The sequence below is a fragment of the Stenotrophomonas sp. BIO128-Bstrain genome, from assembly GCF_030128875.1.
Classification (GTDB): Bacteria; Pseudomonadota; Gammaproteobacteria; order Xanthomonadales; family Xanthomonadaceae; genus Stenotrophomonas; species Stenotrophomonas bentonitica_A.
The window spans coordinates 2,836,609-2,855,719 of record NZ_CP124620.1 but is presented as its reverse complement, the minus strand read 5'-3'; the positions used below and the strand labels follow the sequence as shown (position 1 = coordinate 2,855,719).

Below are 19,111 nucleotides of genomic sequence, written 5' to 3'. Positions count from 1 at the left end.
TCGGCTCTACCTCATTCCAAGTAGATTCCATGGCCAAGATCGTAGTGACCGGCGGCAAGCCGCTGCACGGTGAAGTGAACATTTCCGGCGCCAAGAACGCTGTCCTCCCCATCCTGTGCGCGACCCTGCTGGCCGATGCGCCGGTGGAGATCACCAACGTGCCGCACCTGCACGATGTGGTCACCACCGTGAAGCTGCTCGGCGAGCTGGGTGCCAAGGTCACCATCGACCAGGGCACCCTGTCGCGCGGCAGCGCGATCGTGGTCGACCCGCGCTCGGTGGACCAGCACGTGGCGCCGTATGAGCTGGTCAAGACCATGCGCGCCTCGATCCTGGTGCTCGGCCCGCTGCTGGCCCGCTTCGGCGCGGCCGAAGTGTCGCTGCCCGGCGGCTGCGCGATCGGCTCGCGTCCGGTCGACCAGCACATCAAGGGCCTGCAGGCCCTGGGTGCGGAAATCACCGTCGAGAACGGCTTCATCAAGGCCCAGGCCAAGCGTCTGAAGGGGGCACACTTCACCTTCGACATGGTCAGCGTCACCGGCACCGAAAACGTGCTGATGGCCGCCGTGCTGGCCGAAGGCACCACTGTGCTGGACAACGCGGCGATGGAGCCGGAAGTCACCGACCTGGCGCACTGCCTGATCGCGCTCGGCGCGAAGATCGAAGGCCTGGGCACCGCCCGCCTGACCATCGAAGGCGTCGAGAAGCTCTCCGGTGGCCGTCATGAAGTGCTGCCCGACCGTATCGAAACCGGCACCTTCCTGGTTGCCGCGGCGATGACCGGCGGCAAGGTCACGGTCAACCGTGCCCGCCCGAACACCATGGACGCGGTGCTGGCCAAGCTGGTGGAGGCCGGTGCGCACATCGAGACCACCGAAGACAGTATCACCCTGGACATGGGCGGCAAGCGCCCGCGTGCGGTCAACCTGACCACCGCGCCGTATCCGGCGTTCCCGACCGACATGCAGGCGCAGTTCATGGCGCTCAACTGCGTGGCCGACGGCGTGGGCGTGATCAACGAAACGATCTTCGAAAACCGTTTCATGCACGTCAACGAACTGCTGCGCCTGGGCGCGGACATCCAGGTGGAAGGCCACACCGCGATCGTCCGTGGTGCCGAGCAGCTCAGCGGCGCGCCGGTGATGGCCACCGATCTGCGCGCCTCGGCCTCGCTGATCCTGGCCGGCCTGATGGCCGAGGGTGATACCACCATCGACCGCATCTACCACCTGGACCGCGGCTACGAGAACATCGAAGAGAAGCTGTCCTCGCTGGGCGCCACCATCCGGCGCGTCGCGGCATGATCCTGCGCGGCCGGTTCACCCGCCGCCGCAAGGCGCTGCTGGTCCTGGTGCTGATCGTGCTGGCATGGCTGGGCTACGCCTGGTATGCCGGCATCGCGATCACCCAGGGCATCCAGCAGGAAGACATGGACTGGAACGCCGACGGCACGGTCAGCCGTACCGAGGTGTTCCAGTCGTTCCATGCGGTCGGCGTGGACAAGAGCGTCGACGGCAACCGCCACTGCAGCACCTACTACTGGCGCGATACGCGGCAGCAGATCCGGGTGGACTGCAGGACGGTCTTCGGCGAGGCCAAGCCGGAATGAAAAAACGCCCGCGCAAGCGGGCGTTTTTCTTGGTCAGTTCATGCCTTTGATCGTCAGGTCCAGCGCATCCTTGCCGCTCTCACGCTGCAGCAGGCGCGCCGGCACCGGGAACTCCGGCACGATCCAGGCGATCAGTTCCTTGTTGCCGTCCACGCGCGAGACCTTCGTCGCGTCGTAGGACTTGCCGGCCACGGTGATCTTTTCCTTGCCGACCACCTTGTAGGACATCGGCTTGATCCGGCCTTCGTCGACCATGCGGTAGTTCAGCGGCTTGCCGGCAGCCAGATCCCGCGCGATCGCCAGGTTGATCAGCAGGGCGTCCATGTCGCCGGCCTTGAGCGCGACCGGGCCGCGACGGTCCGGCTTGACGTCGCCGGTCCAGGTCGCCTGGTTGCTGGTCCAGTTGTAGTTGGCGTCCACGTTGCGCTTCTTGACCAGCAGCACCGAGCGGTCGTTGCTACTCAGCGGGCGCAGGCGGCCGTTGGCTTCCTCGAAGACGGTGTTCTGGCTGAGATCGGCCAGCTGGTTCTTGACGTTGAGGCTGTAGCGCCACTTGTTGGCGCCTTCGCTGGTGAGGGTCATGGTGCCATTGGCCTGCATGCCCATGTAGCTGGCCTGGTAATCGGCCTTGAACGGCTGCAGCGCCATGGCGGGCAGGCTCACGACAGCCAGGGCGCCAGCGGCGATCCAGGTCAGCGGACGGTTCAGTGTGGTCATGCTCAGACTCCTTGGTATTCGATCAGGCGCAGATCAATCCGATCTTCGCCATCTTCGCGTTGCAGGATGCGCACCGGCGTGGGAACACCGTTGGCGATCCAGAGGATGGTTTCGTCGTTGCCGCCGTTGGTGCGGTACACCCGCAGCGCGTTGTAGGACAGGTCGCCCACCGGCACGTTCTCCGTGTCCGGCGCGGCCTGGTAGTCGTGCTGGCGGACGCGGCCCACGTCCACATAGCGGTAGTGCATCTGCCCGCCGGGGCGGGCGTCGCGCATGATCGCCAGATTCAGCAGCAGCGCGCTCTGGTCGCCGGGCTGCAGCGGGATCGGCTGGCGGCGTTCCTTCTTCAGATCGCCCAGCCACTGCGCGGTGCCGGCCTTCCAGTCATAGGTGCCGGTCACTTTCTTGCCCAGGAACAGGCCTTTGCGGACAGTGCTCTGGCTCAACGGCACGTAGGTGCCGTTGCGGTTCTCGAACACCGTGCTCTGCTCCAGGTTCAGGCCGAGCACGCTGGCAAAGCCGCTGCGACCCACCACCTGCATGTCCACCCGCCACTGGTCGCCGCCGGTGTGGGTGACGCGCATGGTCGCATCGCCGGCCTGCTTGCCCTTGTAGAGGGCTTGGTAGGTGGCGGTGAATGGCTGCAGCGGCGGTGCCTCCCAGTCCATTGCAGGAAGGGCGGGCAACGGGGGGGGCGCCGTCTCCTGCGCGTGGGCAAGGGCGGCAGTGCACAGCAGGGAGGCCATCAGCAGCACGGGCTTGAACAAAGGCGTTCTCATGCGGGCCGGTCGGTGGGGGAAGGGGAAGAATGCCAGCGCCGGGATCAGCGGCGTGTGTGCGCGGCGCTTATCGGTTCAGCTGTCCGGCGCAATCTAGGCGCAGCGGGCTAAACAGGGGGTGACCGTCGAGCTGGAGCTGACCTGCCTGTTCAGTTACGCGGCCGCTGACCAGCAGCCCGAGGCTGGCGATGAGCAGCGGATGCTCCACGGCCAACACCCGCAGGGCCAGCGCTTCGGCGGTGTCACCGGCCTGGACCGGCACGCGGGCCTGTGCCAGCACGGTGCCGGCATCCAGTTCGGGCACCACGAAGTGCACGCTGGCGCCGTGCTCGGCATCACCGGCTTCCAACGCGCGCGCATGCGTGTGCAGCCCCTTGTACAGCGGCAGCAGGGAGGGATGGATGTTGACCAGGCGGCCATCGAACCGCGCCACGAAGGCCGGGCCGAGGATGCGCATGTAACCGGCGCAGACGATCCAGTCCGGGGCGAACGCGTCCAGCGCATCGGCCATCGCCGCATCGAAGGCGGCGCGGTCCGGGAAGTCCCTGGGCGAGCGCGCCCAGCGCTGGGCCGGGCCGACCTTGAGCAGGGCCGAGGCCTCGGGTTTGTCCGAGAGCACGGCCACGACCTGCGCATCCAGCCGCTGCGCGGCGATGGCGTCCAGGATGGCCTGCAGATTGCTGCCCCGGCCGGAGGCGAGTACGGCGATACGGCTGCTCATGCGGTTTCGAAGGCCGCCTTGACTGCCGGGCGCGACAGCACCACCAGGGTGAACACGCCCAGGGCGGTACCGAACGGCATGAAGATGCAGGCGATACCGGCCACCACCATGCACAGCAGGTAACGCCGGCGCTGCGCCAGGCAGCGCCCGGCATAGGCCATGTACCCGGCCAGCACCAGCCCGGCAGCGCAGCCCAGCCCACCGATCAGCACGAACACCCACCCAAGCAGGCGCGGATCGAACGGCGGCGGCGCCTCGCCCGGCGCCAACGGCGGTGGTGCGGCGAAGATGACGGCCACGCCCATCAACAGATAGATCAGCGGGAACAGCGAGAACAGCGCGGTCAGGCCGGCCAGCACATAGTGGAAGACCGACAGCAGTTGCAGCTGCGAGGTGTCAACCGCGGTGCCCGGCACGGCCGGCGCCGCTGCGGCGGGCAGCGACGGCGGTTGGGCAGCGGCCTCCAGGCGGGGCTCCATGACCGGGCTCAGCCGATCTTGACGCGTTCGGTGCCATCGGCGGGGGTCACGGCACCGATGGTCCAGTGGTCCAGCCCCTGCGCGGTGACGGCGGCAGCGACCGAGGCCACCTGGTCGGCGGCCACGATCAGCACGAAGCCGATGCCGCAGTTGAAGGTGCGCCACATCTCGCTGTCGGCCACCGCGCCTTCCTTCTGCAGCCACTGGAACACCGGCGGCAGGGTCCAGGCATCGGCCTGGATGTCCAGGCCCAGGCCCTCGGGGACGACGCGGATGATGTTCTCGGTCAGGCCGCCACCGGTGATGTGGGCCATGCCGTGGATCGCCGCGCCATGGGTCTTGAGCAGCGCCAGGATCGGCTTGACGTACAGGCGGGTCGGCGCCATCAGCGCATCGACCAGCTTGACCCCGCCCTCCAGTTCCAGGTCGGCCGGCTGGCCGGCGCGGTCATAGATGCGGCGCACCAGCGAGTAGCCGTTGGAGTGCGGGCCGGAGGAGGCGATGCCGATCAGCACGTCGCCGGCGGCCACGCTGGCGCCGTCCTTCAGTTCGCTCTTCTCGACACCGGCGACGGTGAAGCCGGCCAGGTCGTACTCGCCCGGGGCATACATGTCGGGCATTTCAGCGGTCTCACCACCGATCAGCGCGCAACCGGCCTCGGTACAGCCGTTGGCGATGCCGCCCACGACCGCTGCCGCGGTATCGATGTCCAGCTTGCCGGTGGCGAAATAATCCAGGAAGAACAACGGCTCGGCGCCCTGGACCAGCACGTCGTTCACGCACATGGCGACCAGATCGATGCCGATCGTGTCGTGGCGGCCCAGCTGTTGTGCGAGCTTCAGCTTGGTGCCCACGCCGTCCGTCCCCGAGACCAGGACCGGCTCGCGGTACTTGCTGGAGAGGTCGAACAGGGCGCCGAAGCCACCCAGGCCCCCCATGACTTCCGGGCGGAAACTGCGCTTCACCAGCGGCTTGATGCGCTCGACCAGCTCATTGCCCGCGTCGATATCGACACCGGCGTCGCGGTAGGTCAGGGGAGAGGGGTTGGACGGGGAATTGGTCACGGGCGTCGGCGCTGCGCTGGGGTGAAAGCGCGATTTTAACAGGCCACGTTGGCGCGCAGGCCCTATTCGGGCAACAATTCCCCCCGGATACGCTCAATGGAAGTCCTGATGCGCCGCAGCCTCTTTTTCATGATGTTCCTCGCGCTGTGCCTGCCGGTGGCCTCGATGGCCCAGAGCGGCCTGCGCACCGAAGGCGATGTGGCCACCGCCAGTGGCGCTTACGAGGCCGAGGTCCCGGTCAACAGCCAGGCCGATTCGGACCGCAACGGTGCCCTGGCCAGGGCGCTGGGCAATGTGCTGGCCAAACTCTCGGGCGACCGCAGCGTGATGAGCCGCCCCGGGGTGATGCAGGCCCTGCGCAACGCCAAGGATTACGTGGCCAGCTATGACTACCGCCAGGACCAGAGCACCTCGGCCGGCGGCGCCCCGAGCTACCGCACGATCCTGGTGGCGCGCTTCCGCGAGGATGACGTCGACGGGCTGATCTCGGCCCTGGGCCTGCCGCTGTGGCCGCAGCCCCGCCCGAAGCCGGTGATCTGGCTGGCTATCGACGATGGCTCCGGCCCGCGCCTGGTCACCGTCCAGCAGGCCAACGCGGCCCGCCCGCTGCTCAACCGGGCCATCGAACGCGGCTACAAGCTGGGCCTGCCCTCGGGCAGCGCGGCCGAGCAGGCGCTGGTCGGCGCGATCTGGCGCCAGGATACGGCCGCCGTCGCCCGCGCCTCGGCGCGCTATGCCCCGCCGATGCAGCTGATCGGCAAGCTCTACCGCGATGGCAGTGGCTGGGTCGCCGACTGGGTATTCGTCGATGGCGGCAAGGAACTGAACAAGTGGAGCACCAAGGACAGTGACGCCCGCCGCGCCATGGCCGGTGGTGCCGACGGCGCCGCCGATGCGCTGGTTCGCCGTTATGCCAAGGCCGGGGCCGCCACCGGTGCCGCCGGGACCTACACGATCGTGGTGCTGGGCCTGAACAGTGCCGAGGATTACATGCGCCTGGCTGCCGGCCTGCGCGAGACCGCGGTGGTGCGCAACGTCACCCCGGTGCGCGCCTCTGGCGACCGCCTGGAGCTGTCGCTGGAACTGACCACCGGCCTGCCCGGCCTGAACCGCATGCTGGGCGACAACGGCGTGATCGCGCCGACCGCGCCGCTGGCCCTGCCGGTGCCGATCGATGAAACCAACCCCTCGGCCCTGCCGCCGCCTGCCAGCAACGAGTACCGCCTGCGATGATCCTTACCCCCGAAGCGGAAATCGCGCAGTTCCTCAGGCGGTTGAAGTATGTGCTGGTGGCGCTTGCCGCCGGCTGGGTGATCTGGCTGCTCGGCCCGATCCTGACCCCCTTCGTGCTGGCCCTGGCGCTGGCCTGGCTGGGCGACCCGCTGGTCGACCGGATCGAGGCCACCGGCCGCTCGCGCAACACCGGCGTGGTGCTGGTGTTCGTCGCGATGATCCTGCTGATCACCGCCGCGCTGCTGATCCTGGTGCCGATGATCGAGCGCCAGGTCGCCACGCTGGTGGCGGCGATCCCGCAGGCACAGCAATGGCTGATGGAAAAAGGCATCCCGTGGTTCGAGCAGAAGACCGGGCTGGAGGTCATGCAGTGGATGGACCCGGACCGGCTGATCGAGTGGGTGCGCAGCCACTGGCAGCAGGCCGGTGGCTTCGCCAAGACCTTCTTCGGTTACGTGCAGCGCTCGGGCTTCACGATGGTCACCTGGGTGGTCAACATCCTGCTGCTGCCGATCCTGGCGTTCTACTTCCTGCGCGACTGGGACAAGCTGGTCGAGCGCGTGGCTTCGATGATTCCGCGCAACCACGTCGGCACCATCACCAACCTGGCGCGTGAGTCGGACGAGGTGCTGGGGGCATTCATCCGCGGCCAGTTCCTGGTGATGATCGCGCTGGGCGTGGTGTACGCCGCGGGCCTGTCGCTGGTCGGCCTGAAGCTGGGCCTGTTGATCGGGCTGGTGGCCGGCCTGATCAGCTTCATTCCCTACCTGGGCGCGACCACCGGCATCGTGATGGCCGTGGTGGCCGCGCTGGTGCAGGCGCAGGGCTTCGATCTGAAACTGCTGATCCTGGTCGGCGTGGTGTTCACCGTGGGCCAGCTGCTGGAAAGCTACGTGCTGACCCCGCGCATCGTCGGCGACAAGATCGGCCTGCACCCGGTGGCGGTGATCTTCGCGGTGATGGCCGGTGGCCAGCTGTTCGGCTTCCTGGGCATGCTGCTCGCGCTGCCGGTGGCGGCGGTCAGCAACGTGCTGCTGCGCTATGCGCACCAGCGTTATCGCCAGAGTGATCTGTATGCCGGTGAGAAGTCGGCGATCGTGCTCGATGCCTACGTCGACAAGCCCGAGATCGTGATCGTAGGCACCCCGAAGGGGCCGGACGCGCAGTGAGTGTCGTGCCGCAGTTGCCGCTTGCCCTGCGCTACCCGCAGGACGAGCGGCTGGAGACCTTCATCGGCGCGCCGGATGGCGCACTGGCGCAGCTGCGCGCCATCGCCGTGGGCGCGGCGCACGACTGGGTCTACCTCGAAGGCGCGCCGGGCACCGGCAAGACCCACCAGGCGCTGGCGATGTGTTCGCTGGCCGAACAGGCCGGCCGCCAGCCGACGTACCTGCCGCTGAAGGCGGTGGTCGGACGCACCCGCGCCGCGCTGGAATCGCTGGAGGGGCGCGACCTGGTCGCGCTGGACGGGCTCGACGCCGTAGCCGGGCAGCGCGAAGATGAAGTGGCGCTGTTTGATTTCCACAACCGTGCGCGCGCCGCGGGGATCACCCTGCTGTACACCGCGCAGCACGCCCCGGACCAGCTGGGGCTGGTGCTGCCAGACCTGCGCTCACGCCTGCAGCAGTGCGTGCGCGTGGTGCTGCAGCCGCTGGACGACGAAGGCCGTGCGGCGGTGTTGCGCGAACGCGCGGCGCGACGTGGCCTGGCCATCGACGAGGCCGCCATCGAATGGTTGCTGACCCGTACCGGCCGCGAGCTGGGCAGCCTGGTCAGCCTGCTGGACTGGCTGGACCGCGAATCGCTGGCGGCGCAGCGCCGCATCACCGTACCGTTCCTGCGCCAGGTCCTTGAAGACGGCCCACACCGCCTGTAGAGCCGACCGTTGGTCGGCTGCTCTGGTGGGCTCGGGCGTAGAGCAGCCGACCAACGGTCGGCTCTACCACCGGATTGACCGGGGGGGCGCGGTTTTGCCCGTGCCGTCAGCGCAGCTGCGCATCCAGCTGCGCCAACCGTTCCGGCGTGCCCACATCGGTCCATCGGCCGCGATGGTGCTGGCCGGTCACACGGCCCTGCGCCATCGCATGGCGCAAAAGGGGCACGAGGCTGAATTGCGGCGGTGTCGCGCCGGCCCCGGTGGTGTCGCCGATCACCGCCCGCCAGCCGTCGAGGATCGCCGGGCGGTACACGCCGATACCGGCGTAGGTGAGCCGCGCGCTGTCGCCGTCATCGCTGACGTGGCCATCGTCGTGCAGGATGAAATCACCGCGCGGGTGCTGCGCGGGATTGTCGACCAGCACCAGATGCGCATCGCCGGCAGGCGTGCGCGGCAACGTGGCGACCTCCATATCCGTCCACACATCGCCGTTGATCACCAGGAACGGTGCCTCGCCGAGGATCGGCAGTGCATTGAGGATGCCACCACCGGTTTCCAGCGGCACGACGCCCTCATCGATGAAGTGCAGGCGCAGCCCCCAGCGCGCACCGTCGCCCAGCGCGGGTGCGAACTGGTCACCCAGCCACGCGGTGTTGATCACCACCTCATTGATCCCGGCCGCGGCAAGCCGCTCCAGGTGCCACACGATCAGCGGTTTGCCACCGGCCACCAGCAATGGCTTGGGCGTGTGCAGGGTCAGCGGACGCATGCGCTCGCCTTTGCCGGCCGAGAAGATCATGGCCTTCATGGGCGCGCCAGCACGGGTTCGGCGATGCGGGCCAGCGCCGGTTTGATCCGCAGTTCGAACAGATCGAGCAGGGGTGCGAGCTGCGGATGGCGCGGCAGCACTTCATCCAGATAGCCGATGAAGCGTGGTGCATCCTCGAAGTAGTGACCTTTGCCATCGCGGTCGCGCAGGCGCACGAACAGGCCGAGGATCTTCAGGTGGCGCTGCACGCCCATCCAGTCGGCGTCGCGCAGGAACTCCGGCCACGGCCGCACCGGCAGGCCGGCGGCCAGGGCGAGTGCGTGATAACGCGCCAGCCAGGCGTCCACGCGTTCGATCGGCCAGCTCAGGAACGCATCCTTGAACAGGCTGACCGGGTCGTAGGCGATCGGTCCGCGCACCAGGTCCTGGAAATCCAGCACCGCCGGCCCCCCGTCGATCGGCATCAGGTTGCGCGGCATGAAATCGCGGTGGGTCAGCACCTGCGGCTGCTGCAGGGCGTTGTCCATCAGCAGGCGGTGCATGCGCTGCAGGTTCTCGATCTCGCCGCAGTCCAGTTCCAGGCCGAGGTGACGTTGCAGGAACCAGTCGTCGAACAGCCCGGCATCGCGCTGCAGCAGCGCCTCGCCGAAGCTGCCCATGCCCTCGGGCACGGGGATCGACTGCAGCCGGATCAGCTGCGCGAAGGCGGCATCGAACCAGGCATCGGCGTTGTCATTGTCGATATGGCGCGCCAGGGTCGGGCCGCCCAGGTCTTCCAGCAGCAGGAAGCCGTTGTCCTCATCGCGCGCCAGGACCTGCGGCACGCGCACGCCGTTGGGCTCGAGCAGGTCGTGCATGCGCAGCCACGGGCGCACATCCTCCAGCCCGGGCGGGGAGTCCATCACGATGTGGCTGCCGCGCGCGCTGGTGGCGCGCCAGTAGCTGCGGAAACCGGCATCGACCGACGCACGGTCAAGCGCAGTGGCCGGGTCGCCGAGGGCGGCACAGGTCCACTGCCGGCGGTGTTCGGCGCGCAGCGGATCGGAAGCGGGATCGTTCATGGACGGGTACGTCGAAGCGGCGCCGGACGGCGCGCGGGAAGAAAGAAGAGGGCGATGCTCAGCGCTTGCTGCTGAACAGCCGGAGCACGGCCAGGACCGCGATCGCACCCAGGATCGCGCCGATGAAACCGGCCGGCTCGCCGCGGGCATACCAGCCCATGTACTGGCCGAACCAGCCGGCCAGCAGGGCGCCGACGATGCCGAGCACGATGGTCAGCAGGCAGCCCATGCGGTTGTTGCCCGGCATGAAGAAACGCCCGAGCAGACCGACGACGAAGCCGACCAGGATGATGTAGAGCCAGCTGGTGCTGCCAAACAGTCCGTTCATGCCAAATGCGTCAGTAGAGGTGGACGCAGCCTAGCAAGGCCGGGCTGCGTCCGCCAACGTCAGCAGCAGCCGTGGCCGCCGTGACGGGTACCGCTGTCGGCGGCGACCGGCGAACCGCTGGTCTCGCCACGCAGGCTGGCCGCGTAATGCTCGCTGATCACCTTGGACACGCACGAGGTCACGCGCTTGCCCATCGGGATGTGCAGGAACTCGTTCGGGCCGTGTGCGTTGGAGTGCGGGCCGAGCACGCCGGTGATCATGAACTGCGCGCCCGGGAACTTCTCGCCGAGCATGCCCATGAACGGGATCGAGCCGCCTTCGCCCATGTACATCGCCGGCTTGCCGAAGAAGGTCTGGCTGGCATCGTCGATCGCCTGGGTCAGCCACGGCGCCATGGCCGGGGCGTTCCAGCCGCTGGAGGCCTTCTCTAGGTCCAGCTTCACTTCGGCGCCATTCGGCGGATCGCGCAGCAGCGCTTCCTTGAGCAGCTCGCCGCAGGCCTTGCCGTCGGCGGTCGGGGGCAGGCGCAGCGACAGCTTCACCGCGGTATGCGGGCGCAGCACGTTGCCGGCCGAGGCCAGCGGCGGCAGGCCGTCCACACCGGTGACCGACAGCGCCGGCCGCCAGGTGCGGTTGAGCACCAGTTCGGCCAGGTCATCGTTCATCGGGCGCAGGCCGTCGACCATCGGGAATTTCTCGAAGATGGCGGTGTCCACCACTTCAGCGGCGCGCTTGGCCTGTTCCTGGCGCTCGACCGGGATCTCGACATTCATGCCGTCGATCAGGATGCGGCCGGTGTTCTCGTCCTCGATGCGCGAGATCAGCTGGCGCAGCAGGCGGAAGCTGGACGGGATCACGCCGGAGGCATCGCCGGAATGCACGCCTTCGTTGAGCACCTTGACCGAGAAGTTGCCGCCGGTCAGGCCGCGCAGCGAGGTGGTGCACCACAGCTGGTCGTAGTTGGCGCAGCCCGAATCCAGGCACACCACCAGCGACGGCTTGCCGATGCGCTCGGCCAGGTGATCAACGTAGGCGGGCAGGTCGTAGCTGCCGGATTCTTCGCAGGCTTCGATCAGGATCACGCAGCGCGCGTGCGGCAGGCCTTGTTCCTGCAGCGCCAGCACGGCGGCCAGCGAACCGAACATCGCGTAGCCGTCATCGGCGCCGCCGCGGCCGTACAGCTTGTCGCCGCGCAGCACCGGGATCCACGGGCCCAGGTCATCGTCCCAGCCGGTCATTTCCGGCTGCTTGTCCAGATGGCCGTACAGCAGGATGGTGTCGTCGCCGGTCTCGGCGCCGGAGGCCGGGATTTCCAGCAGCAGCAGCGGGGTGCGGCCTTCCAGGCGCACGACCTCGACGGTCAGGCCGGGCAGGTTCTGGGCCTTGGCCCAGGTTTCCATCAGGGTGACGGCCTGTTCCATGTAGCCGTTGGCGACCCAATCGGCGTCGAACATCGGCGATTTGTTGGGGATACGGATGTAATCGACCAATTGCGGGACGATCTCGTTGTCCCACTTTTCACTGACGAATTGGCCGAGCTTGGCGCTGTCCATCTGAACTCCGGAATGCTTTGACAAGTCCGTCCATTCTACGCCTGCGCTGGGGTAGGTATTTCCCTACATCACGTCGGGTGTTACGCCTGCTGTGTGAAGGCGCCGTGGACGATAGGCTGTGTGTATGTGGCGAGGGACGCTGGAACCTTCGACAGGATTGCCGGCAGGGGCCGGTTCCGAGCCACACGGAGCTACACAGTGGGACCTTGGTTTTCGTGCAGGGCGCTGGTGCTGGGACTGCTGTTGAGCGGAATGGCCTTCGCGGCCGATCGGATCAACATCAATACGGCGGATGCGTCGACGCTGCAGCAGGGATTGGCGAACGTGGGCCCGATGAAGGCCGAAGCGATCGTCGCATACCGGCGACAACACGGCCCTTTTGAACGCGTCGAGGATCTGGCGCGGGTGAAGGGGATAGGGACAGCTACCGTCGAACGGAATCGACAACGGATGACCACCGGGGCCAGGCAGGCGCCGGTCCAGGCACCGCCCAGGAGGGCAGCGCCGGCCACCGTACCAAGGCGCTGAACAACAGGACACGTCGGGACGGGCAGGACGCCGGTCACTGGCTGCCACGGCAGGATGCCGCGGTGGCACCGACCGCTGCAGGGAGGCGGCACGCACGGAGGCGGCGCGGAAGGAGCGGCGCGGACCCACCAGGACGGTGGCATCCAGACCCCGGGAAGGGCTGAGATGGCGGAAGCATATACGGCCGAGTGCACGGAGCATGGCCGGCACCCAGACTGCGCAGGACGCACAGGGGGAAGGCGGGATGCCGACAAGGATGTATCGATTGCCCGGTCTGCACACGGAGGTGTGGCCGGGCAATTACTGTTTGGGGCGAACGAAATACGACGCGTGGCCGCCCGTGGTTTTCGCGAACGCTTGGCGGCACTTCGTGTAGCGTGGCGGCATCTCTTCGAATGGATGCACGACATGGCAGTACGCAGCACGCTGTTGAGTCTGGCGCTCGGAACGCTGTTGGCGACCGGGATGCTTCCCGCCACGGCCGCCAACACTGCGCCGACGGCCAGCAGGACGACCGAGGCCCCGCGCGGCCCCACCGATCTCAAGCCCGGCGAGTTCCTCTGGCATCCGGAGATCTCCCCGTCCGGCCCGATCGTGCTGGTGGTCAGCCTCGATGAGCAGCGCGCTTACGTGTACCGCAGCGGCATCGCGATCGGCATGAGCACGATCAGCTCGGGCAAGGCCGGGCACGAAACCCCGACCGGTGTGTTCACGATCCTGCAGAAGGACAAGGACCACAAGTCCAACCTCTACAACAGCGCGCCGATGCCATACATGCAGCGCCTGACCTGGGACGGCATCGCGCTGCACGGCGGCAGCCTGCCCGGGCATCCGGCTTCGCACGGCTGCGTGCGGTTGCCGCAGGCGTTCGCGCAGAAGCTGTTCGGCGAGACCCATCGCGGCGATACCGTGGTGGTGGCCGATGCCAAGAGCGCGCCGATGACGCTGGCCTATCCGGCCGTGCTGGCCCCGGTCAGCAGCACCGGCAAGCCGTTGGTGGAGAGCACCGACGCACCCGCGCACTACTGGAACGATGCGGCCGCACCGGCCGGCCAGGTCGGCATCCTGGTCAGCCTGCACGACCAGCGCCTGTACGTGCTGCGCGATGGCGTGCTGATCGGCGAGTCGCGGCTGGAAGCCAAGGCGCTGCCGGCCTTCGAGGGGACCACCCTGTTCGTGATGGGCCAGGGCTACCAGGACAACCCCAGCCCGCTGGATCCGCACCGCCCGCTGCACCGCTGGACCGCGTATCCGCTGCTGGGCCAGACCGCCGCCAATGCGACCCCGGACCTGCTCGCCACGCCCAGCCTGCCGATGGCGCTGCCGCCGGAATTCGCCGAACAGCTGTACAGCGTGCTGGTGCCCGGCACCACGCTGCTGGTGACCAGCCTGCCGGCGGTACGCCCGGTGGCCGATGAACAGAACCTGCAGCCTGTCTTGGAATCCGACGCCGGTGGGTCCACTTTGTAAGGGTTGCCTCCGCCTGGTGAGCTGCCCATGCCCGTTGTGAAATTGCTGCCTGCTGCGTTCTGTGGCCTGATCGCGTCCGCCACGGCGGGCGCGGCCAGCCCTGCGCCGGCGCCGACCGGCAGCCCGGTGCAGATGGCCGAGATGCTGGCCAAGGCCGCCCCTGCGGCGGACAAGCACGTGCTGCAGCTGGCGGCGCGCGCGATGCGCTGTGCGTTGCGCCGGCCGGAGCTCGGCGTCGACCCGGGCAAGTTGAGCGTGATCGATTACTCGCGGCCGTCGACCGAACCGCGCATGTGGATTTTCGATCTGACCCGCCAGCGGCTGCTGTTCGAGGAGTGGGTTGCGCATGGGCGCAACAGCGGTGACAACCGCACCCAGCATTTCTCCAACAAGGACGGCAGCTTCATGTCCAGCCTCGGCGCGTTCACGGCCAAGGAAACCTATATGGGCGGCAACGGCTATTCGCTGCGGCTGGAAGGGCTGGAACCCGGCTTCAACGACCATGCCCGCGACCGCGCGATCGTCATCCACGGCGCGCCGTACGTGAACCCGGCGATCGCACGGCTGCAGGGTCGCCTGGGCCGCAGCCTGGGCTGCCCGGCGGTGCGGTTGTCGGTGGCGCGGCCGCTGATCGACAGCCTGCGCGGCGGCACGATGGTGTTCGCGTACTACCCGGACAAGGACTGGCTGGCGCGTTCGCGGCTGCTGGAACCCGATTGCGGCGGTATGTCCTGACAGGACTGCCCACCTCGGCTCAGGCACACTAGGGCCATGTCCCCCGATACCGTCCTGAGCGCGGCCAGCCGCGTCATTCCCGCTTTCGAGTACCGCCGCGAACGCTGGCGCAATGGCCTGGGCTGGACCCGCGAAATCCTGCGCGTGCCCGACAACGACGATTGGCAGGTGCGCCTGTCGATCGCCGAGATCGAGCAGGACGCCGCGTTCTCGGCGTTTCCGGGCATCGAGCGCGAACTGGTGCTGCTGCGTGGCGAGGGCCTGCGCTTGCGTTTCGACGATGGCGCGCTGCACACGCTGATGCCGCCGCACGACCGGCTGCGGTTTGCCGGCGAAGCGCAGGTGACCGGCGAACTGGTCGACGGGGTGACCCACGATTTCAATCTGATGTGGCGGCGCGATGCGGTCCAGGCCGAGCTGCTGCATCGGCCATTGGTCGGCAGCATGTTCTTTTTCACCGAACCCGAGGCGGCCTGGGCGATCCATCTGCTGGCCGGCCAGGCCGAATTTGACGGGGAGCCGTTGTTGGCACCGCTGGCCGCCGGTGATACCGCCTGGTTGGCTGCCGGCGAGCGCCGCCGGTTTGCGTTGCACGGCGGCGGCGAGTTGCTGGCGATCCGCGTGAGTGCGGTGGGCCGCAACGCCTGAGGCCTGGAGGCACTTCTCAGTACACGTCGCGCCGGTAGCGCCCGGCCACGATCAGCGCTTCTTTACCGTCGCGGCCCAGCGCCTGCTCGATCACCGCATCCACCGCCGGTGCCATGCCCTGCAGGCTGCCGCAGACCAGGATCGTGGCACCGTCGTGCACCCACTGCTGCAGCGTGTGGATCTGCGCCTGCAGCCGGTCCTGCACGTAGTGATGCTCACCACCGTCGCGACTGAACACCGTATCCAGCCGTGCGATCCAGCCGTCGCGCTGCCAGGCGCGCAGGTCGTCGCCGAAGAAGAAATCGTGCGCGGCCGTACGCTCGCCGAACAGCAGCCAGTTGCGGCGCGCGCCGGCGCTGATCCGCTCGCGCAGGTGCGCGCGCAGGCCGGCGATGCCGGTGCCGTTGCCGATCAGGATCAGCGGCGTTGCCGCCGCCACACCATGGAAGTTGGGGTTGCTGCGGAAGCGCAGATCGATGCGCCCATCGAGCGCAGCGTGATCGCACAGCCAGCCACTGCCCAGGCCCGGCGTGCCATCGGGCCGCAGCTGGCGGCGCAGCAGCAGCTGCACCTGGCCTTCGGCGGGCAGGGTGGCGATGGAGTATTCCCGGTGCGGCAGGGGACGCAACGCGGCGACCACGGCATCTGGATCGGCAAGCGCCGCCATCTCCTCTGCACCGGGCAGATGCGCGTGCGAAAGGTGCGCACGCAGCGTCTGCCCATCGATGAATGTGTCGCCCGCCCACGGCGTCTTGCGCAGCCAGGCTTCGACGTCCGCCGGTGCATGCTGCGGCCCGATCTCGACCACGTCGCCGGCCTGCCAGACCGGCAGGGTGCCATCGGCAGGCACCAGGGTGATCCGGTAGGTCGGTGCGCCCGGGCTGCCCGGATTTTCCAGATGCCGCGCCTGCAGTTGCCAGGGCAGATACTCGGCCGGCGTCCAGTCCGGCAGGTCGGTGGCTTCGCCGCCGAGCTGGCCGAGCAGCTGCTGCCAGTGGCGCAGCGCACCGGGATCGGCATTGTCCACTTCAACCGTGTCGAACAGCGGGTGCGCACCACGCTGGCGCAGCCACGCGTCGAGCTGGTGGCCGAAGGCGCAGAAATGGCCATAGCTGCGATCGCCCAGGGCCAGCACGCCGTACTGCAGGTGGGGCAGTGCGGGCGCCTGCGGCATCACCTTGCGCAGGAAGGGCAGGGCATGATCCGGTGCATCGCCCTCGCCGGTGGTGCTGACCACGAACAGCACCTGCGCGCTGCGCTGCAAAAGCTCGGCCGTCACCGCATGCAGCGCACGGATGCGCACTGGCAGCCCGGCAGCGCGCAATGCCTCTGCGCTGCGGTCGCACAGCTGCTGTGCGAAGCCGGTCTGGCTGGCCCAGACCAGCAGGATCGGTGCGGGTCCGTTGTCGGCCACGCGCGCCTGCCGCGGTCGTCCACGCCACCAGATCAGGGTGCAGAACGCGGCATAGAGCACCAGGCTGCCCGCTGCCCAGCGCCAGTGCGCGGCCAACGGTGCGGCTGGCCACCAGGCGTCGCCCAGATGCAGGCGCAGCAGCGCCCAGGCAATGACGCCCAGCAGCACCATCACCATCAGGTTGCCCAACCACGCACGCGAGGGGCGCAGGCTCATGCCGCGCCCACGCGATCGTCGGCAAGCAACTGCTCGAATGCAGGACTCATGGATTCCTCGCTACCGTGCGCGCCACGGCCGACAAAGCGTGCGGCCAGCGCATGGGTGCGCGCAAATGCCATGCCCTCGTCCCTGCCCATCACGGTCAGCGCCGTGGCCCAGGCGTCGGCCTGCATGGCGCTGTCGGCAACCACGGTGACGGCCGCCGCAGCGCGCGTGACCGGCGCACCGATGCGCGGATCCAGCGTGTGGCTGAACTGCTCGCCGCTCTGCTCGAAGTGGTGCCAGCGATCACCGGAGGTGGCGACCGCGCGGTCCGTCAGTGCCAGCACGCGTGGCGGGTAGGTGGCCTGCGCGTCTTCCTCCGGTGCCGATTCCACCAGCACGCGCCACGGCTGGCCATCGGGCTTGTGCCCAAACCCGTGCAGCTCGCCGCCGACCTCCACCAATGCGGCGTGTACCCCGTTCTGGCGCAGCCACGCGCTGACCTGATCGACACCAAAGCCCTTGGCGATCGCCGACAGATCCAGTGCCAGTCCGCCGGGTTGCAGCAGGCGACCGGGCTGCCACTGCAGGCGTTCCCAGCCACAGCGCGCGCGCGTTGCCGCCAGCGTGTCGGCATCGGGAATCCGCCGGGCCTGCGCCTGCGCCCCGAACCCCCACAGCGCCACCAGCGGGCCCACGGTGGGATCGAAGGCGCCGCCGCTGCGCTGCGCGATCTCCAGCGCACACTGCATCACCGTATCGAACAACGGCGGCAGCACCTGCCATTCACCGGCGGAGGCACGGTTGAAGCGCGCGATATCGCTGTCGGCTTCCCACGTGCTCATCTGCGCCACGATGGCATCGAGCTGCGCCTGGATGCCGGCATGCAACGGGTGCAGGTCGCGGGTGCGCGCCACGGCCAGTTTTACCTGCCAGGTGGTGCCCATGGTGTGGCCACCGAGGTGGGCGATGTCGAAATCCGGATTGGTCATGGGGGTGGGCAGGTCGGGCCTTGGTAAGCCCGATGGCCGGAATGCGTCGGGTGAAAAGCCCCCGTCAGGTCGGCGGGGGCGGGTGGGGAGGACGGCGCGCGCACGGCACGCCGGATGCCGTTACTCCGGCAGCACTTCCAGCGTGGCCACGTAGCTCAGGCGACGCTTCTTGGCTTCCTTGATCGAGGTCTTGCTGTCCTCGGTGCCGGTTTCCAGCCAGTACATGCCCGCTTCCGGCCAGGTGACGGCGAACTCGCCCTTGGCATCGGTACTGACCTTGATCTCTTCCTGTGCGTTGCGGTAACGGGTGCCGCCGCGGGTGATCTCGAAGTCCAGGCCGGCGGCCGGCTTGCCGTCGACCAGCACGCGGAAGCGTGCGGCTTCACCGGCGACCAGATCGTTCGGGTGGGCCAGCGCGATCATCTCGATGCCCTGGTTGGTCGGCTTGAGCGCGGTGTCGTTCGGGGTGCCGTTGGTGACGAAGGTCTCCACGCGGCCGACCGACTGCGAGACCTGCAGGTTCCTCGCGTTTTTCGGGACTTCGGTGGCGAAGGTGGCCGGGGTGCCGCGCCAGCGCTTGGGCTTGCCGTCTTCTTCCCAGCTGGCCGACAGGCCGTTGTTGATCGTGGCCAGGCGGTAGGTGCCCTGCTGGGTCAGCTCGACATCGAACACGCTGCGGAACTTGCCGGTCGCCGCGTTCTGCGGCTGCACGGTGCTGCCGTCGGGCGCGGTGATGACCAGGTTGTCCAGGCGCAGCGGCACGTGGTTGAAGTAGAACAGGTCGTTGGAGACCGCCGCATCGACGGTGATCCACGGGTTGGTGCCCGCGATCACGGTCTGCGAGGGCTGCAGCCAGGCCTTGTGGGCCAGGGCGGAGAACGGAAGTGCGGCGGCCATGGCGGCGGCGAGGACGAGCGTGCGCTTCATCGAAAAA

At 68.2% G+C, this 19,111-nt stretch carries 21 protein-coding genes; 9 read left to right on the top strand and 12 right to left on the bottom strand.

From position 1 onward, the window contains the following. Positions 1–29: 29 nt before the first annotated feature. Complete coding sequence (murA, locus tag POS15_RS12905) at positions 30–1,304, top strand: UDP-N-acetylglucosamine 1-carboxyvinyltransferase (protein WP_019185413.1); 1,275 nt, start codon at positions 30–32, stop codon at positions 1,302–1,304. After that, positions 1,301–1,609 (top strand): EF-hand domain-containing protein, encoded by a 309-nt coding sequence (locus POS15_RS12900; protein ID WP_284128266.1) that lies wholly within the window; start codon positions 1,301–1,303, stop codon positions 1,607–1,609. The genes murA and POS15_RS12900 overlap by 4 nt, the downstream gene beginning before the upstream one ends. Before the next feature lie 33 nt (positions 1,610–1,642). Here POS15_RS12900 and POS15_RS12895 read toward each other — a convergent pair whose 3' ends face one another. The 5 genes from POS15_RS12895 to purM form a co-directional block, all read right to left on the bottom strand. Further along, positions 1,643–2,326: a DUF3108 domain-containing protein gene (locus tag POS15_RS12895; protein ID WP_019185415.1), complete on the bottom strand. Its 684-nt coding sequence runs from the start codon at positions 2,324–2,326 to the stop codon at positions 1,643–1,645. Positions 2,327–2,328: 2 nt separating this feature from the next. After that, positions 2,329–3,105: a DUF3108 domain-containing protein gene (locus POS15_RS12890; RefSeq protein ID WP_284128265.1), complete on the bottom strand. Its 777-nt coding sequence runs from the start codon at positions 3,103–3,105 to the stop codon at positions 2,329–2,331. Between the two features lie 67 nt (positions 3,106–3,172). Further along, entirely contained in the window at positions 3,173–3,826 is a 654-nt protein-coding gene (purN, locus tag POS15_RS12885; RefSeq protein ID WP_019185417.1) for a phosphoribosylglycinamide formyltransferase, read from the bottom strand. Further along, positions 3,823–4,305 carry a hypothetical protein gene (locus POS15_RS12880; RefSeq protein ID WP_019185418.1) on the bottom strand — a complete coding sequence of 161 codons (483 nt, stop codon included), beginning with the start codon at positions 4,303–4,305 and terminating at the stop codon, positions 3,823–3,825. Before POS15_RS12880 ends, purN begins: the two co-directional genes overlap by 4 nt. Before the next feature lie 8 nt (positions 4,306–4,313). Next, positions 4,314–5,369 carry a phosphoribosylformylglycinamidine cyclo-ligase gene (purM, locus tag POS15_RS12875; RefSeq protein WP_019185419.1) on the bottom strand — a complete coding sequence of 352 codons (1,056 nt, stop codon included), beginning with the start codon at positions 5,367–5,369 and terminating at the stop codon, positions 4,314–4,316. A gap of 108 nt (positions 5,370–5,477) precedes the next feature. On the opposite strand from purM, the gene POS15_RS12870 reads away from it, so the two are divergent. From POS15_RS12870 to hda, 3 genes are read left to right on the top strand one after another with little or no spacing between them, the layout of a single operon-like run. Further along, complete coding sequence (locus tag POS15_RS12870; protein WP_235319018.1) at positions 5,478–6,602, top strand: DUF2066 domain-containing protein; 1,125 nt, start codon at positions 5,478–5,480, stop codon at positions 6,600–6,602. After that, the gene (locus tag POS15_RS12865; protein WP_046274061.1) at positions 6,599–7,771 is read left to right on the top strand and encodes an AI-2E family transporter; all 1,173 of its coding nucleotides are present in this window, start codon (positions 6,599–6,601) and stop codon (positions 7,769–7,771) included. Before POS15_RS12870 ends, POS15_RS12865 begins: the two co-directional genes overlap by 4 nt. Then, on the top strand, positions 7,768–8,478 hold the full coding sequence (hda, locus tag POS15_RS12860; RefSeq protein WP_046274062.1) for a DnaA regulatory inactivator Hda: 711 nt from the start codon (positions 7,768–7,770) through the stop codon (positions 8,476–8,478). Before POS15_RS12865 ends, hda begins: the two co-directional genes overlap by 4 nt. Positions 8,479–8,584: 106 nt before the next feature. Here hda and murU read toward each other — a convergent pair whose 3' ends face one another. Genes murU through POS15_RS12840 form a run of 4 tightly spaced genes read right to left on the bottom strand, consistent with a single transcriptional unit; the run spans position 8,585 to position 12,189 of the window. Beyond that, positions 8,585–9,286 carry an N-acetylmuramate alpha-1-phosphate uridylyltransferase MurU gene (murU, locus tag POS15_RS12855; RefSeq protein WP_046274063.1) on the bottom strand — a complete coding sequence of 234 codons (702 nt, stop codon included), beginning with the start codon at positions 9,284–9,286 and terminating at the stop codon, positions 8,585–8,587. Further along, on the bottom strand, positions 9,283–10,308 hold the full coding sequence (locus tag POS15_RS12850; RefSeq protein WP_046274064.1) for a phosphotransferase: 1,026 nt from the start codon (positions 10,306–10,308) through the stop codon (positions 9,283–9,285). The genes murU and POS15_RS12850 overlap by 4 nt, the downstream gene beginning before the upstream one ends. A gap of 58 nt (positions 10,309–10,366) precedes the next feature. Beyond that, positions 10,367–10,636 (bottom strand): GlsB/YeaQ/YmgE family stress response membrane protein, encoded by a 270-nt coding sequence (locus POS15_RS12845; RefSeq protein WP_046274065.1) that lies wholly within the window; start codon positions 10,634–10,636, stop codon positions 10,367–10,369. A gap of 59 nt (positions 10,637–10,695) precedes the next feature. Continuing rightward, the gene (locus POS15_RS12840) at positions 10,696–12,189 is read right to left on the bottom strand and encodes a M20 family metallopeptidase (RefSeq protein WP_046274066.1); all 1,494 of its coding nucleotides are present in this window, start codon (positions 12,187–12,189) and stop codon (positions 10,696–10,698) included. A 252-nt stretch (positions 12,190–12,441) separates the two neighbouring features. Between POS15_RS12840 and POS15_RS12835 the strand changes: the two genes are divergently transcribed. The 4 genes from POS15_RS12835 to POS15_RS12820 all read left to right on the top strand — a co-directional run bounded on the left by POS15_RS12835 (position 12,442) and on the right by POS15_RS12820 (position 15,570). Next, positions 12,442–12,717 carry a helix-hairpin-helix domain-containing protein gene (locus POS15_RS12835; RefSeq protein WP_046274067.1) on the top strand — a complete coding sequence of 92 codons (276 nt, stop codon included), beginning with the start codon at positions 12,442–12,444 and terminating at the stop codon, positions 12,715–12,717. A gap of 408 nt (positions 12,718–13,125) precedes the next feature. Next, entirely contained in the window at positions 13,126–14,187 is a 1,062-nt protein-coding gene (locus POS15_RS12830; RefSeq protein ID WP_284128264.1) for a L,D-transpeptidase, read from the top strand. A gap of 27 nt (positions 14,188–14,214) precedes the next feature. Further along, on the top strand, positions 14,215–14,922 hold the full coding sequence (locus tag POS15_RS12825) for a murein L,D-transpeptidase catalytic domain family protein (protein ID WP_070426787.1): 708 nt from the start codon (positions 14,215–14,217) through the stop codon (positions 14,920–14,922). A gap of 36 nt (positions 14,923–14,958) precedes the next feature. Further along, positions 14,959–15,570, top strand: a complete 612-nt coding sequence (locus POS15_RS12820) for a HutD family protein (RefSeq protein WP_284128263.1) — start codon at positions 14,959–14,961, stop codon at positions 15,568–15,570. 16 nt (positions 15,571–15,586) lie between these two features. Here POS15_RS12820 and POS15_RS12815 read toward each other — a convergent pair whose 3' ends face one another. The 3 genes from POS15_RS12815 to POS15_RS12805 form a co-directional block, all read right to left on the bottom strand. Beyond that, positions 15,587–17,200 carry a sulfite reductase subunit alpha gene (locus POS15_RS12815; RefSeq protein WP_284128262.1) on the bottom strand — a complete coding sequence of 538 codons (1,614 nt, stop codon included), beginning with the start codon at positions 17,198–17,200 and terminating at the stop codon, positions 15,587–15,589. Continuing rightward, a complete protein-coding gene (locus POS15_RS12810) occupies positions 17,197–18,177 on the bottom strand; it encodes an FAD:protein FMN transferase (RefSeq protein ID WP_284128261.1) in 981 nt (326 codons plus the stop codon). Before POS15_RS12810 ends, POS15_RS12815 begins: the two co-directional genes overlap by 4 nt. A gap of 120 nt (positions 18,178–18,297) precedes the next feature. Further along, positions 18,298–19,104 carry a DUF4198 domain-containing protein gene (locus POS15_RS12805; protein WP_102789114.1) on the bottom strand — a complete coding sequence of 269 codons (807 nt, stop codon included), beginning with the start codon at positions 19,102–19,104 and terminating at the stop codon, positions 18,298–18,300. Positions 19,105–19,111 lie beyond the last annotated feature (7 nt).